The organism is Zobellia alginiliquefaciens, from assembly GCF_029323795.1.
Lineage (GTDB): Bacteria > Bacteroidota > Bacteroidia > Flavobacteriales > Flavobacteriaceae > Zobellia > Zobellia alginiliquefaciens.
The window spans coordinates 2,766,019-2,781,054 of the sequence record NZ_CP119758.1 but is presented as its reverse complement, the minus strand read 5'-3'; the positions used below and the strand labels follow the sequence as shown (position 1 = coordinate 2,781,054).

Genomic DNA, 15,036 nt, shown 5'->3' with positions numbered 1-15,036 from the left:
ATTTATCATTTTTTAGTTTAATTTTTTTTCTATGAGCCAGTTGTACATCAAATCGGCTATTTCTTGATTATTTAAATCGGACATAGGGAAGTGCGTATTCCCTTTTATACCTTTTTCCGGCAGTACCACTAACGTAACATCACCTCCAGCATTATTCACAGCATCTGTCCATTTACGTGCCATTGAAAGGGCTGCACGCCATTGCTCCTGACCAGGATTTTCAACTTCGGTTTCTGGGATATAATCTCCGTAGTAAATCACTATTGGAATTTTGGTCAGCTTTTCAAATTCTTCCATAGTGACACCACTGGCGCGTAACGTACCGCCTACGTACGGTATTGGCTCTGGAACAGTATCTTCTGGGAAAACAAAATTGCTGCCGGGCTCATACGATACAATAGCTTTGATGTTGTCATTTTCCAATGCCGTAAACCACCCTTGTCCGCCGCTATGGGAATGGGTGACTAAAATACCATCACCTATTTTGTTGAACAGCGCCGAAACGGCCTTGATATTAAGATTGATATTCAAAGGTCCCGTATCCGGGGTACTTTGGCGAAAGAATTGCTCAAGAGCTTCCGGTTCTTTTGAAAACTGTATGTTGTTATAAAATTCGGTTCCCTCGCCCATTCTAAAAATTCCGAACCAAAGTTGGTCTTCTGTTCGGGCTTCCAAATTTCTTGGCTCCAGACTTTTACCTGCAAGTCCTCTTCTGGGTTGGTCCAATAAATAGACCGGAAATCCCTTTCTCAAGAAAATACTCTGAAAGCCTTCCCTACCATCGGGCGTGCTTTGCCAAGTGCGCATAGACTGCCCATAGCCGTGCCAGAATACAAGAGGAAGGTCTCTGGCATCGGTTGGAATTTGATAAAATACCGATGCGTGGTCTCCGTGCAGGGTCTGCCCTTCCGTACTTTGGTTGGTAGGATTGAATGCACCGTGGGCAATGGGATCAAAAGTGCCAGGGCTCTCTTTCACGGCTCCACCAATGGCGAACGTACCTTGTCTTTGAATGGTGATGGCATCTGTGGGCAACGAAGTTTCGTTGGTTTGTGCCTCTTTTGGTTCATGGCAACCATAAACCAATAAGGTTACCCCAAAAGCAACGAAATATTTTAAGTCTAACATGGTTTAAAATTGTATGGCTCGATTTTGTTCATACCTTAATTTATATTTTTCTTTTGGATTTCCTCGGTTTTTTCACGGAAGGAAAACTATAGTTCAATACTACGCTCCATGTAAAATCATCATCGGGCAAAATTTGGGTTTTGACTCCTTTATTGACCACGCCCGTCAATGAAAAGGGAAATTCCTTTTTGGCTAACGTCAAAAAAGCACTTGTATAATAGCCCGTAAGGTCGTTAGTGGTAAGGTAATATACTTGTGGCGTAAAATTGAAATAATAGCTTCCAGAAATAGGGATATTGCCAAAGTTGGTATGTAACACCAAAAAGTTAGTCTTTTTAACCCCATCATCAAAACCTCGACCGTACAAATAATACATACCGATACTCACCTTATCGGATATTTTATAATTAGGGGCTATTTCGGCCGCCACATACCTTCGAGATTCTAAAAGTTCCTCAGTCTGTCCGTTTCTAATGATGCTTACCGTCCTAAAATTAAGTGCCGGATGCGCGCCTACACGCAATGAAAATCGTTCGTTTTGAATAGCCTTGTACCGAAACCAAAACAAGAACGACCAAGGTTTTCCTTCCAAAGCAAATCGCATATCAGGTTCAAAACTTAAGTTTCCTTTGGTAAATTTCAAATCGAAAAGTAAGGCGGGGTCCCCCAACGAAAAAGAGGGCACTAAAGAAATTCCGTTGTGGGTTACACTCACCGTTCCCCTAAAATCGTCCAGAAATGGCTCTTTTTCCTGACCATATATATCTATAGGGATTACCAGAATCACATAGCGGAATATAAAGTAAAAAAGACGACCCTGTTTTTTCATTATTGGTGTGTGGCCCGAAGGATTCTTAATTTTTAGATTTCCTAAAATAGGATGACCAAAAGTATTCCATAAGACAAGGTCATGTAATACCCAGATTACGGATAAACCTACCTTTATTACTGAATTCAGTTGAGGCGTTTGAGTACTGGGAGCCAATCCATTATCTTTAACCTGAATTCTAGGGCATCTTATGGAAAATATATATGACATTAACAAAGTAGGCGATTACCTTTCCCTTCGGAAACAGGAAGTTTTACACCCCTTGATCGGTATGGTCGATTTTAATACGGTTGCAGAAAACGGAAAAGTTATAAAGGGGTATAACGCCTTACGCTTTAATTGTTATGCCATTTTTTTGAAGGATGCCAAAGGCTGTAAATTAAAATATGGGGGCAAAGACTACGATTATGATGAAGGAACGCTTGTTTTTGTTAGTCCAAACCAAGTAGTGGGCTTGACCTATAACGATCCCGATTTTCAACCCAAAGGGTATGCCCTTTTATTTCACCCGGATTTGTTGTTGGGTACAGAACTGGGCAAAAAAATGAGTGACTATAGCTTTTTTTCCTATTCAAGCAATGAGGCATTGCACCTATCCGCTAAAGAACGAAAAGTGATTTTAAGCGTGCTGGATAAAATTCAGTTTGAGCTGGAGCAGAATATGGACAAACACAGCAAAAAGTTGATCGTTGCAAATATTGAGCTGTTCTTAGACTACTGTCTCCGATTTTACGACCGACAATTTTTGACCCGTGAAGTTGTTCATCAAGGTGCGTTAGAAAAATTCAACGGGCTTCTGGGCGAATATTTTTCCTCTGAGAAACCTCAAACCTACGGATTGCCATCAGTAGGCTATTTTGCAGACCAATTGCATTTGTCTTCAAACTACTTTGGTGATTTGGTCAAAAAGGAAACCGGTACATCTGCCCAAGAATACATACAGGCCAAGCTCATTGAAGTGGCCAAGGAAAAGGTATTCGACCCGAACAAATCGGTTAGCGAGATTGCCTATGAACTTGGGTTTAAATATCCACAGCATTTTACCAGACTCTTTAAACAAAGGGTGGGTCACTCGCCAAGTGAATTTAGAAGTTTGAATTAATTCTGCTGTAAAGCAAAACAAGATAGAAATGGTTTTCAGGCTCAGAAAAATATCGGGTTGGCTGTTTGCCTAAAGAACAAAACCGCCTTAGAAAGCGGTTTTGAAAAATTGTTGTTCTGACTAGTAGGGAGTTCTACAAGGTTACCATTCTTAGCAGCTGGCTGTCTATTCAATTTCAATATTCTTGGTTTCTTTGTCCAGCCGTCCTTCAAATTTTGGAACGGGTCTATTTTCCTTTTCCGCTTCGGTTTCTACTACTCCATTTTCTTTAATATCCTTAATCAGCCATTCCATTTCCATAATTTCTTTGCGTTGGGCTTTGATAATGTCATCCGCAAGTTCTCGGACTCTAACGTCTTTGATTTTTGCTCTTTCGCTGGTCAATATGGCAATTGAATGATGGGGAATCATTCCCTCCATATAATCGGTATCGGTAACGGTAACCTGACTTCTTACCAACCCAATTGCTCCTATTATCATTACAACTCCCAATCCCAATATGGCAATATTGGTCTTTTTACTCTTATACATATTAAGCATATAGAGAAGCATAATAATTATCATGGATCCCCCCATAATTAGGGTCATGAACAATCTAGTTTCACTAAACCAAAAGTGGTCGATTATTTGATATGAATGCGTGTACATTAAAAGAAACATTGCCACCATCGAAGTCGCGATCATTGCAAAGAATTTCCCATATTTCTTTTTATCGATTTTCCCGTTTTCCATTTTGTTCAAATTTTAAATGATATGATTGTCGCTATTCAGATAGCAGCTAACGCCTGAGCTACAGATATAGCTGTAGTGCCGGATGTACACCTATGAATTTTATCCATACGTAAGTACTTGGCTACTTTCACAAAACAAAACTACCTGATACAGTAGGTTTTAATTGTTCGTAAAAATTAAAAAACTATCATGATAGCGAGTTTTGGAAGGGGTATGGGTTTTATGTACTGGCTTCTATTTTATAATCTCTAATACTAATTCTACCTTCTTTACATTTTTGATTTATTTCTTCTTTTTCTTTTTGTCTATCCTTAACTGCTGATGCTAACCTACCATGGGCATAGTCACTTTCTTTTGAAATAGATATGCTCTTATTAAAGTATGTTATACTTTCAGAATAAAACCCTTTATTATATAACATATTACCTGTATTGGAAAGTATCCAACTCTCTTTAGATTCAGATAATTCTTCTGCTTTTCGATTTGAGCTTAGTGCAAGGTCATAAAAATCAAGTTGTAGAGCTGTGTTACTTAAATATCCCCAATATGACATGTTTTTTGGAAATTCACTCACCAGAGAATTTAACAGAAACAATGCTATATGATATTTTTCTAATTCAATTGCCACCAAGGCATATTTATATCTCAGTTGTTCATTATTGGGAAAATTTAAGTAGGTAACATGTATGACATCCAGAGCTCTATCATAACTTTTAATCTTAAAATGAATATTATAGATATGGATAGCAATTTCAACATTTTCACTAGGATTATGCTTTTCTAACAACTGAATTGCGCTATCCGTTTCACCCATATGAATTTGATTTTCAGCTCTAATAGCTATTAAAGAAGAATCATTTTTAAATTTTTTTAAACCCAATTCAATTGTAGCTTCGGACTTATCAAAATATTCTTCCCATTGGTAGATTCTAGCTAAACCAATATATGCGTTTCTTTTACTTTCATGTTTCTTCATAAAAGCATCCATTTTTTTTAATCCATTTTTTTCGCCGGTCTTAAATTCACAATATATTTTCCATAACATTAAATTTAGTTTCTCTTCCTCAACTTTCTCTTTTCTAATAAGAGAATTAAGCTTTTCGATAGTTTCGCCATATTTTCTATCTAGAAACAAACTATACCAATTATCATCTTTTAAAGCACTATTCTTTTCGTCTGGATTTTGTGGATTATTTTCAACTAGTGTGACAGTACCGAGTTTTTGGACTTGCTGTCTTACTTGATTACAGAACGGCCCTGTTGCAGCTTGTATACTACCATCTTCTCGTTCAGAATCATAATCTCCTGATATAATTCCTAACAAATCCGAAGGAATATGCAGCTCTCCTTTCATAGGTTTCAAAAAATAAACTCTTTCTCTTGAGAGTTTTCCTATAAATAACCCCATTTCAAATATAACATTATCTCTGACTACCGATGTTTCATCAGCTCGTATTTTTAGTAAGTCGTCAGGGTTAAACACAAAAATTCCAAAATCTGAATTTTCCAACACTTTCATCAGTGACTCAATTGTTGTTTTGGAAAGTTCAAAAACACCTTGATCCCAAACAGTTACATCTGCATCATATGTTAGATTTTGTTGAATAGCGTAAGCTACGTTAAGACCTTCGACAGATGACCCTATAAATATTTTTGGTTTCATATATTATTAACATAATGTTCAGTCTACGAAAGATAGCTTATAAAAAAACACAATATTTTAGATTTAGTACTAAAGCAATTTTTTCTATCTAGTTTTAAACTTATAGATTTAGCTTATTAGCTATGTTTTTCATACCTAGTAGCATCCTATAGTATTTTCAATTTCTCAGCTATTTCAAGTTCCCACTTTTCGTTGTCTTCAAGTTTTTTATTGAATTCTTCAACGGGCAAATTCCTGAGATCAAATAATTCAGCAGATTTTTCGAATCCTATTTTGTTCCCGACTTCAACAAACTTTTCTTTACCTATATCATCTTCGATATATTGGTCAAAAAGATCAATCATAATACCCAGAAGAAGTAAATTCCAATTCTCTCCGTAATCTTTTCTTATTTTCTGTGACTCAAGTCCAAATTGAATTATCTTTTTGATTTCTTCGTTATAAGCAAAAACATAAAATGTTTGACCTCTATCATAAATTGGAATAATATTTAGGTTCTTCAAAAAGCTATAATCAGATATCGTTGGCAAATAAAAGTATGCTCCATTGATATCCTCAACCATAAATTCTAGCTCTTCAATATTCCCAATACCTTTAATAAATTTTTCAGGAATCCCAAATTTCAATAATTCCTTTACTCTATCTTCTTTAGGTATAAGTTTTTTCATATTGTATGTAGCAATTAAACAAACGAACCTAGGTACGCTCCACTCTTCTGCAAATTATGGCTTTTTGTTGGTTTTTTATTACAGATTCCTGTAAGGCTATTAAAACTTTTCATCTTGCTTTCCACAGAACCCTATCTCCTTTAGCACACGAACCATTTTCTACACAAAAAAAACGCAGCAAGGGGGAATTGCTGCGCTTTTAAAAGAAACTAAACAAAATGTAATCTGCCGTAAGGTTAAGTTTGGTTATGCCTATAATCAATCATCAAAAAGTTGCACCCATCTGCCATCAAAGCCGCCGTTGGAAAGCCAATTGCTATAATCTCCTCTTCCTAAAAAGAAACCCCTATTGGCCAGCTCATCGGCCTTTGTGCCGTTGCCCCTGGTACCGTTATGGGCAAAATAAACATGTTGCTGCCAAGGTTGTGGGTCCAGTTCCTCATAAAAATAGTCGCCTTCCTCCCCATAATAGTACACACCCCAAAACCAATGCTTACGGATAAAACCATCCCTGTCCTCATCCGGGTCTTGATCATCTATCGCTTCATAATAGAAGGTTTTGGTTCCCGCCGTAATAGCCGCGGAACCATCTTCGTTGAGCACAGGAGAGGCTAAGTTTACTTGTCTAGTTTTATGCCAATCGCTACTGCTTAAGTGTGTGGGAATAATATCCGCAATATCCTGCAGCTCATAGGTGATTCTCTTGGTTTCACTAAAATCTACGGTGTTGTTCTGAGATTCTCCAGATACCAATGCAGCCGCATTGCTTTGGGTGAGGGTTTGCGCATTCCAGTAATTTACGGTTTCGGAATCTTCTTTATACGTAAAGATGTAATGGAAATTATTGTCTCCCGAACCGTTGATATCTACATCCGCATTATGGTCGTTTACGTTTTTCGTATTGATGGTACTCCAAGAATCTTCCACAAACCGGAGCTCTGCCGTACCGATCAAGCCATAATCCCAATCTGCTTGCCATATCATGACATGCTTTCCATTAGCAGTTTCCATAAAGTTTAAATCCTCATCTGGATATTCCCTGGCATTGTGGAGTCCATGTCTGGTAACCACCACATAATTGATTTCCTCACCCGTTCCCGGACTGCCTTGTACATCATCTATCCTGATTTCTATGCGCTCCCAATCATGTATTGAACCGCGCTGTTTGGCATGATACACATGGTACAGCAGAATAACACTTTTGGTATCTAGCTCATCATCATAAAATTCGATTATGGAAGTGTACAGCGTTGGGCGTATTTGCCAGTTGGCATGCTGAGATCGGTCTATGTAGGCATCTAATTCCGTGCTCCAATTATCTTTATTATTGGTAAGGTCGGTATCGCCATCAAAATAAAAGTTGGTAAGCCAATCATAACCAAGGTGGTCATTGCTATACTCGTGTGCTTGCTTAAATATAACGGGCGCGTAATATTCTAAAAACGACCTTCGCTGATTGTTGTTCAACGCAACCGAAGCCTGTGCCGTAACGGCTATGGGGGCCTCAATTTCGGTTTGCGCTACAATGGCATCTTCATGGCAAGAAAGCAAGGTAGCACTCAGAAATAATAGGTTTAATACATATTTTAAAAGTCTCATTCTCTTTATTTTTTTAAAGTTGTCCGTAACACTTTGTTTTCTTTTTTAATTATCCCGTACAATGACAAACTATCGGCGGAATTTACATCTAACGCAATACCTTGACCTTCGTAGGGGATGTCATAGGTTTTATGCCATAACAGCGTGTGACCGATTTTTGGGAACGACAGCTCGTACAGTTCCTTATTATCATGCCCAGTGGCATATATTTTTCCGTCTTTGGTGATAAACCCTCCAGAATTGCTTCGGGTGCCGAACTTAGCTACCAGATCTTTTGGAAAAATCCACCCTTCTATGCGCTGCCAGTCCGTATTGAATTTTACCAACTGGGTCCAACTATTGGTTTTGGTTTCCGTAGCGCCCCTACCCGTATAATGGGCAAAGGCGATATACCAATAGCCCTCATAGAAATCTATCCATGTGGCAGAACCTATATAGATTCCCAAACTAATATTCTCTAGGTGTTCTAGCGATTTGGGGTCAAAAACTTCTATGGAACTTGCCATTGGCGATTCCGGATAGTTGGAGTTGGCACAGTACAGCTTTTCGTTTATGATAATACCACTATTGAAATGCTTAATGGCACCGGAAGTATCTTCCCAGTGAGCCACCTGCTCTCCATCCTTTTTGGTGTATTTTACGATTTCCGAATTGTTAACTACATAAAAGTAATCCTCATCTATCGCTACGCCTTGTCTGGCCGAAGGCACTTCATAGGTTCGGTCTATTTTAAACTCTTGTGCCGATACCTTTAGGGCTATCATAACAACAAGCAAAAAAGTGCTGACGTTGGTTATTCTTTGTGCTTTCATGACTACTTTTTACAATTCGTACTTAAGGCCTACTGAGCCCCAAAAACCATAACCTTCCGTTTGATGTATTCTGGAGAAATCCTCATTTGGGTCACCAAAAAACTCGCGTTCGTCCTGATCCGTAATATTATTCACCTGTACAAAGGCAGATAGCTTTTTTGTGATTCGCTGACTTGCGGAAATATCCAAATGAAACTCATCACCAAAATAGAAATCGGTTAGCTCATTATCACCCAAATCAATAAGAATAGCATCTCTGTAAACACCGGATGCCGTAAACGTCAATCCTATTTTTGGATTTTCATAAAACAACCCCAAATTGAAGATATTCTTAGGGCTTTCAAAAGGCAAGGTTCTATTCACCACCTCATCATCAACAATGGTAGATATTTTTTGTTCCGTGTAGGCATAAGTGTAGTTTGTACTCACCCCAAACCATTTTAAAAATGGAACACCATCGTTCAAAAATTTATGTACCAGAGAAACCTCAACTCCCATAGCCTTTGCATTTTCACCATTTATAGATTGAAACACGGTATATAAATCACCTTCAAAATCAGTAAAAGAGCGTTGTGTCTGTATCTGGTTGTCCACAAATTTTCCAAAAAGTCCCACTGTAAAAACACCTAGGTTATTGGAGTATTTCTCAAAAATGAAATCGAAATTATTTACCGTGCTCGGTTCCAATTCCGGGTTCCTACGGGTGATTCTGCGGCTGTCACGGTCAATATTATCCGGCCCCGGAATCAATGCGCTAAAAGGAGGTCTGGTAAAACCGGAACTATAGGCCAAGCGCATTAAGGTATTGTCATCAAAATTATATTTAAACTGTGCAGAGGGCAGCAGGTTTGAATACGTAAACTCATTTACGGTATTAAAATCATCTGCCCTAATAGCCGAGTATTTGTTGTTGGTACTTTCAAAACGCACACCGGTTACCAACGATAATTTTTCGGTAAGCCCTAAAGATAGTTTTACATAAGCGGCCACGGCATTTTCTTCCGCTTCGTAATCGGTGCCGTCTCCCCTATCTTCATCTACCACAAAATCATCCAGACCACCTACTTGAGAAGCTTCAGGGTCGTTGGCCCGTATATTAATGAATCCGAAATCGCCTCCGTTTATAGGGAATGGATTCACATCTTCGTCTACATCTAACTGTGAACGTTTTGCATCTGAAATCCTGTTTTTATTACGGAACTTGCCCCCAACTTTTAGCTTGTTCTCCATTCCTATCAGCTCAAAAGGAAATTCAATATCCAGCCTACCTTCGTAATTTTTGTCTTCCGTCAAATTATTATCGAACCGCACACGGTTCAAGAACAACTGCGAATCCGTATCCGGATTATCCTTCACTCCCAAGTTGGTAAGTTCATCGTTTGAAAGCCCACTGTAATCTACATCCCTACCAAATCTCCAATACGTTCTATAGGGCATTTCCTCTTCGGCCTCCGTATAGCTAAAACGGTATGAAATATCCATTGCACTTAAATCGTGATCACCGGATAATTGGTACAATGCGTGCTTTTGATATTCGCCACGGTTACGGGTTTCCCTACTTTCTTCACCATCGGTTACCAGATAGTCTACCAACCTTCTTATTTCATCATCATCATACACATTGTAGTTGGCCAATAGCTTGAGGCTGTTCTTTTTATCAAACCGAATATCCGGACTGAACATAAGTCCATAACGCACACGTCTAACATCATAATCGTTATTCCTTTTTTCCTCAATATTCAAAGAAGTCTCGTCCGTATAGAGGTATTGGTTCAACAAGGAACCCCTATTGGTGCGGTAATAACTTCCTGCCGCTATAAGCCCAAGTTTGTCGTTAAAGAAACGCTTGCCCAGTACCGCGGAAAAAGATTGAAGGTCCTTTCCAAGATCCTCGAATTCCGATTGTTGTTGGTTAAACCCTCCACTGGCCGATACATTTAAAATTGGTTTATCCGGAGCCTGTTTTAAATTGAAGTTAACCGTACCACCAATGGCGTCACCGTCCATTTCCGGAGTAAGGGTTTTATTCACTACAATGGATTCCATTAAATCTGCCTGCAACAAATCCAACCCAACGGCACGATCCGTATCCGGGTCTGGACTTGGAATTCTAGAGCCGTTCACCTGAACCGCATTGAACCTAGGGGAAAGTCCCCTAATGGAAACCAGCTCACCTTCTCCCTGGTCCCTACTTAAGGCAATACCGGGAATCCTTTGAAGTGCCTCGGCAGCATTACGGTCTGCATACTTGCTAAACTGTTCATAAGAGACCACATTTTTAAAGTTCTCCGCGTTCTTCTGTTCGTTTAGCGCTTTCGCTTGCCCACGACTCAGGTTACCATACACAACGGTCTCCTCCAAAGCAGTTGCATTTTCTTTAAGGACAATATTGGCCGATACCGTGGAATCTCCCGCTATGGTCACGGGAATTTCAGCATCCATATAACCAATATATTTGGCCTGTAGCGTATATGAACCTTCAGGAAGTTCCAACGAATAGGTTCCATCTATATCCGAGGTGGTTCCTCTTCTCGTGCCCAACGCAATTACAGTGGCGTACGGCAGGAAATTCCCGTTTTTATCGGTTATGGTACCCGTAGCCCTTCCGTTGGCCTGAAAAGACATTACTTTTTTGGGAGCCGTTTGTTTCTTTTTCTTTAGGATGACGGTGTTCTGAGCGGTACCGAAAGAAACGTCTTGGGGCAGTGCATCCGTTAAGATGAACTTGATACTTTTATCTACATACGTGCGGCTGATCTTATCTACCAACGACACCTTGCTTTTACTATATACAAAACTAATCTCTGAAACCGATTCTATTTTTTTAAGGAGGCTTTCTACGGTTTCCTCTTCCACCGAAACGGAAACTTTGGTATCCAATACCTGAGGTACCGAAACTGACCGCGCCGATACATTTACCCCCATTAAAATAGCCAGTAGCAGGTGAAATGCCCGACTAGGGCAAAAAGTGTGATTGTTCTTTTGTTTACGTTTAATTTTTTTCATTTTTGAAGTGCATTACAATTAAGAATCATTTATTGATTTTTAGCCGGGACGATACTCGTAATATCTCCCGGTTTTTTTTGACATCCGTTTCCGGATAAGATGATGGTTCTGTTCGCTACAATCTCATATTTGCAATCCAAGGACGCACACAATATGGTTAGTATATTGTTTAGGGACTCCCCCTTAAAAGAGGCGGTGATAAGGCAGTTGTTTAAATTTTCATTGCTTAAATCAAAGGTTACCTTATAGTATTTGGACAGGTAATTCAAAACGCTTTTCATAGTACTGTTCTCAAACACGAACCTGCCTTCTATCCAAGCCATTTCATTATCAACATCGTTCAGTTTGCGCTTGCTTAGACTTTTATCCCCTTGCCGGAAAATTGCTCCATCACCACGTTCCAGCAGCAGTAAGGCGTTGCTTTCGTTGGCACTAACGGAAACCTTGCCGCTTACCACACTAACGGAAGCGTCTTCTTCATTTCTAGAATGGATATTAAAACTGGTGCCCAAGACTTGGGTCTTAAAATAAGGGCCTTCTATTAAAAAGGGTCTGCTTTCATTTCTGGCGACATCAAAAAAAGCTTCGCCCTCTAGCTTTAATAGTCTTTCTTCCGGGTTGGAGTAGTTATAAGAAATGGAAGAGTTTTGGTTCAACCAAACGTGCGTACTATCCGGTAGGATAATTTTCAACTTCTCGTTCGTTACCGTCTGAAACTCCTTCCACTCCCGACCTTCCAGAATACTATTCGTTAAAAAGTAAGTGCCGAGCAGCACCACAACCATTGCGGCAGCTTTCAGTCTAAAATTGGATGATTTTGAAAAAGCCCTGATTTTTGAAATAGGAGAAGAACGTTTATCTATTTCTTCAAGCAGCTTTTGTTTAGAGGCTTTGGTATTAAACTGAAAATCTCTAGGACTGGTAACCCCGTTCCATTTCTCTACCGTATCGCTAAAAGCTTTTTGGTACTTTTCATCACTCTTCAACAATAGAAAGAGTTCATTTATATCTTCTTCAGAGGCTTCGTTGGACATGTATTTTGTAGCCAACTCCCAAAATTTATCTTCAATCATAAGTAGTGTCTCGTACACTAACAAGACAACTTTATGGCAACGGACCTACTATTGAAGCAGTTTACTAAAACGTAAATAAAATGTTATTTGAAGAGCCGAGACCTACAGCGAATCTTTAATCTTTTTATCCGGAAATTGGTCATACAGAAATTTTACGGCCAGCACCATTTGATTTTGAACGGTGTGAACGGAAATATTCATTATCTCGGCTATTTCCTTGTATTTAAGACCATCCATCCTATTCAGCATAAAAATGGTACGTCGCTTAGGTGGCATTCGTGCAATAATCTTTTGAATATTTTCTAGCTCTTCCCTGACAATAATCTTGGACTCTTGGTTCTCTTCATCTACCAAGTAGTCATCATCTTCCAACCAAAGATGGCGTCTACTTGATTTTTTAAAGTTTAGTGTGGTATTTTTAACGCTGGTATATAGAAAGGGAAGTAAATGCTTCACCTCATTTTTCTTTCTGTTGTTCCATAGTTTTAGAAAGACATCTGAGACCACTTCTTCAGCCGCCTCTTTGTCCACAGAAAATTGCATCGAAAAAAAACAGAGTCGCGGATAATACTTATCGAAAAGAAGTTCAAAAGCTTCTTTATCGTTATTTCTTATGGCCTGGTATAGTTGGTTGTCTTGCATCACAAATAGGAGTGACGAAAGTTATGGGGTTTGAATATATTGTATGAAAAGAAAAGTTTAACTGTGTGTTAATAATCTAGGTTACACCAATATATCGGCATGTTAGGAGAGGTGATAGCTACATCTTTGTAGGATTATGAACACATTCTGCAATTAATGACTAGTCTACTCCGCGTTTAATCTCCTGGGTTCTTTATGTGCCAGTTCTTCCTTTCTATGTCTTCACTAAAACACCGGTAAACCTTTTTATGGAGTAGGATAACCCTGCAAAATCATTACAACTCAATCTTGATTCGTTTTTACAAAAAAGCGAAAAATGAACATACCCAGTAATGCGGCCAATATAAACGCCAAAAGAATAGCAAGCTTTGCCTGATGTACAAACGCTTCATTAGCAAATGCGAGCTCGGCAATAAAAATTGACATGGTAAAGCCAATTCCGGCAAAAGCTGCTGCCCCATAAAATTGTGGCCATTGCACCTTTTCAGGAAGCTTGGCTATTTTTAGGGCGGCCGCCAATCTAGCCACTATAGAAATTCCTAAAAACTTACCTAAAACCAACCCCAGAACCACACCCACTGAAAGCGGTTCTAACAACTTACCAAGATTTTCAGTTTCAATAGTCAAACCCGTATTGGCCAGTGCAAACAAGGGCAATACAAAGAAGTTTACGAACGGTTGCAGTATTCTCTCAATGGTCTGCAACGGAGGTACCGTTTTTCGTATGGCTTTTCGTAAGATATGTACAAGTTCAAGCTTGTCATTTTTCATAAAAACCGTCTCGGTCGTACGTATGGTATCAAAAGAATCAATAAGGTTTCTAACGTTCTTTACAAATGTACGTTCCTCAAGGTCAACACGGGCCGGTATGGCTATGGCCGTAATAACTCCGGCTATGGTTGCATGAACGCCGGAGAGAAAAAAACCTGTCCATATACCCAATATTCCAATTACCCCATAAAATAATGGATTTTTAACCCCTACTCCGTTCGCTCCTATCAACACAAAAAATGAGAGAAAGGCCCACAACAAGCTTTCGTAAACAATATGGTCCGTATAAAAGAAAGCTATTACCAATACCGCACAAATATCATCTACCACCGCCAATGCGGTCACAAATATTTTTAAAGCGATAGGCACCTTTTTATTCCCCACTAAAGTTAATAGGATCAATGCAAATACAATATCGGTTGCCATAGGTATACCCCACCCGGCAAAAGTGTCCTGGCCATTGTTAATTAACATAAAAACAAGAACAGGAAAAATCAATCCGCCCAGAGCACAAATAATGGGCATCAAAGCCGTTCTTAGACTGGACAGTTCTCCGGCGATAATTTCTCTTTTTATTTCCAGACCGATGGCAAAAAAGAAAATGGCCATTAGGCCATCATTTACAAATTGGTGTAGCGTGAGACTTAATTCAGCATCGTTCACGCTAAGATTTATACTGTATTCCCAAAATTCATGAAATTCTGTTGCCCATCCAGAGTTAGCCAAGATCAAGGCAATGACAACTGCCGAGACCATCATTATACCTGATGCTAAATCATCAGAAAATAAGGCGGTGATGACACCTTTGAATCTTTCCCAATGTGTTTTGTGTTCTATCTTATCCATCGATCACTTATATACAACCTTTAAAGCTGGTCCTAAAACCAGCTTTTATTCTCTTTTATTATTTCAAATGTTATGTGGTAAAGACATAAAACAGGAGCAACTTCTTCCATCAAATAATTGCGCTATACTTTACCCTGATTTAAAGCCCCAACAATTCTGGTTTAC

At 39.1% G+C, this 15,036-nt stretch carries 12 protein-coding genes; 1 reads left to right on the top strand and 11 read right to left on the bottom strand.

Features of this window, described 5'->3' with window-relative positions; genetic code table 11:
- Positions 1–12 precede the first annotated feature (12 nt).
- Positions 13–1,128, bottom strand: a complete 1,116-nt coding sequence (locus P0077_RS11715; RefSeq protein ID WP_276165436.1) for an alpha/beta hydrolase — start codon at positions 1,126–1,128, stop codon at positions 13–15.
- Positions 1,129–1,168: 40 nt separating this feature from the next.
- Positions 1,169–2,167 carry a hypothetical protein gene (locus P0077_RS11710; RefSeq protein WP_276165435.1) on the bottom strand — a complete coding sequence of 333 codons (999 nt, stop codon included), beginning with the start codon at positions 2,165–2,167 and terminating at the stop codon, positions 1,169–1,171.
- Between P0077_RS11710 and P0077_RS11705 the strand changes: the two genes are divergently transcribed.
- Positions 2,148–3,059 carry a helix-turn-helix domain-containing protein gene (locus tag P0077_RS11705; protein WP_276165434.1) on the top strand — a complete coding sequence of 304 codons (912 nt, stop codon included), beginning with the start codon at positions 2,148–2,150 and terminating at the stop codon, positions 3,057–3,059. The genes P0077_RS11710 and P0077_RS11705 overlap by 20 nt on opposite strands.
- Before the next feature lie 165 nt (positions 3,060–3,224).
- On the opposite strand, the gene P0077_RS11700 is transcribed toward P0077_RS11705, so the two are convergent.
- The 9 genes from P0077_RS11700 to nhaA form a co-directional block, all read right to left on the bottom strand.
- Positions 3,225–3,791 (bottom strand): DUF305 domain-containing protein, encoded by a 567-nt coding sequence (locus tag P0077_RS11700; RefSeq protein WP_276165433.1) that lies wholly within the window; start codon positions 3,789–3,791, stop codon positions 3,225–3,227.
- 220 nt (positions 3,792–4,011) lie between these two features.
- On the bottom strand, positions 4,012–5,454 hold the full coding sequence (locus P0077_RS11695; protein WP_276165432.1) for a TIR domain-containing protein: 1,443 nt from the start codon (positions 5,452–5,454) through the stop codon (positions 4,012–4,014).
- Between the two features lie 146 nt (positions 5,455–5,600).
- Positions 5,601–6,122, bottom strand: a complete 522-nt coding sequence (locus P0077_RS11690) for a hypothetical protein (RefSeq protein WP_276165431.1) — start codon at positions 6,120–6,122, stop codon at positions 5,601–5,603.
- Positions 6,123–6,380: 258 nt separating this feature from the next.
- Entirely contained in the window at positions 6,381–7,721 is a 1,341-nt protein-coding gene (locus P0077_RS11685; protein ID WP_276165430.1) for a hypothetical protein, read from the bottom strand.
- 5 nt (positions 7,722–7,726) lie between these two features.
- A complete protein-coding gene (locus P0077_RS11680) occupies positions 7,727–8,533 on the bottom strand; it encodes a hypothetical protein (protein ID WP_276165429.1) in 807 nt (268 codons plus the stop codon).
- Between the two features lie 9 nt (positions 8,534–8,542).
- Positions 8,543–11,539 (bottom strand): TonB-dependent receptor, encoded by a 2,997-nt coding sequence (locus P0077_RS11675; RefSeq protein ID WP_276165428.1) that lies wholly within the window; start codon positions 11,537–11,539, stop codon positions 8,543–8,545.
- A gap of 29 nt (positions 11,540–11,568) precedes the next feature.
- Entirely contained in the window at positions 11,569–12,612 is a 1,044-nt protein-coding gene (locus P0077_RS11670) for a FecR family protein (RefSeq protein WP_276165427.1), read from the bottom strand.
- A gap of 102 nt (positions 12,613–12,714) precedes the next feature.
- Positions 12,715–13,254, bottom strand: coding sequence for an RNA polymerase sigma-70 factor (locus tag P0077_RS11665; RefSeq protein WP_276165426.1), 540 nt, complete (start codon positions 13,252–13,254; stop codon positions 12,715–12,717).
- Positions 13,255–13,536: 282 nt separating this feature from the next.
- Positions 13,537–14,871 carry a Na+/H+ antiporter NhaA gene (gene nhaA, locus P0077_RS11660; RefSeq protein ID WP_276165425.1) on the bottom strand — a complete coding sequence of 445 codons (1,335 nt, stop codon included), beginning with the start codon at positions 14,869–14,871 and terminating at the stop codon, positions 13,537–13,539.
- Between the last annotated feature and the right edge of the window lie 165 nt (positions 14,872–15,036).

Coding starts and splice junctions, on each gene's coding strand:
- P0077_RS11715 (WP_276165436.1), bottom strand. CDS start 1,128: ATGTTAGACTTAAAATATTTCGTTGCTTTTGGGGTAACCTTATTGGTT.
- P0077_RS11705 (WP_276165434.1), top strand. CDS start 2,148: ATGGAAAATATATATGACATTAACAAAGTAGGCGATTACCTTTCCCTT.
- P0077_RS11710 (WP_276165435.1), bottom strand. CDS start 2,167: ATGTCATATATATTTTCCATAAGATGCCCTAGAATTCAGGTTAAAGAT.
- P0077_RS11700 (WP_276165433.1), bottom strand. CDS start 3,791: ATGGAAAACGGGAAAATCGATAAAAAGAAATATGGGAAATTCTTTGCA.
- P0077_RS11695 (WP_276165432.1), bottom strand. CDS start 5,454: ATGAAACCAAAAATATTTATAGGGTCATCTGTCGAAGGTCTTAACGTA.
- P0077_RS11690 (WP_276165431.1), bottom strand. CDS start 6,122: ATGAAAAAACTTATACCTAAAGAAGATAGAGTAAAGGAATTATTGAAA.
- P0077_RS11685 (WP_276165430.1), bottom strand. CDS start 7,721: ATGAGACTTTTAAAATATGTATTAAACCTATTATTTCTGAGTGCTACC.
- P0077_RS11680 (WP_276165429.1), bottom strand. CDS start 8,533: ATGAAAGCACAAAGAATAACCAACGTCAGCACTTTTTTGCTTGTTGTT.
- P0077_RS11675 (WP_276165428.1), bottom strand. CDS start 11,539: ATGAAAAAAATTAAACGTAAACAAAAGAACAATCACACTTTTTGCCCT.
- P0077_RS11670 (WP_276165427.1), bottom strand. CDS start 12,612: ATGATTGAAGATAAATTTTGGGAGTTGGCTACAAAATACATGTCCAAC.
- P0077_RS11665 (WP_276165426.1), bottom strand. CDS start 13,254: ATGCAAGACAACCAACTATACCAGGCCATAAGAAATAACGATAAAGAA.
- nhaA (WP_276165425.1), bottom strand. CDS start 14,871: ATGGATAAGATAGAACACAAAACACATTGGGAAAGATTCAAAGGTGTC.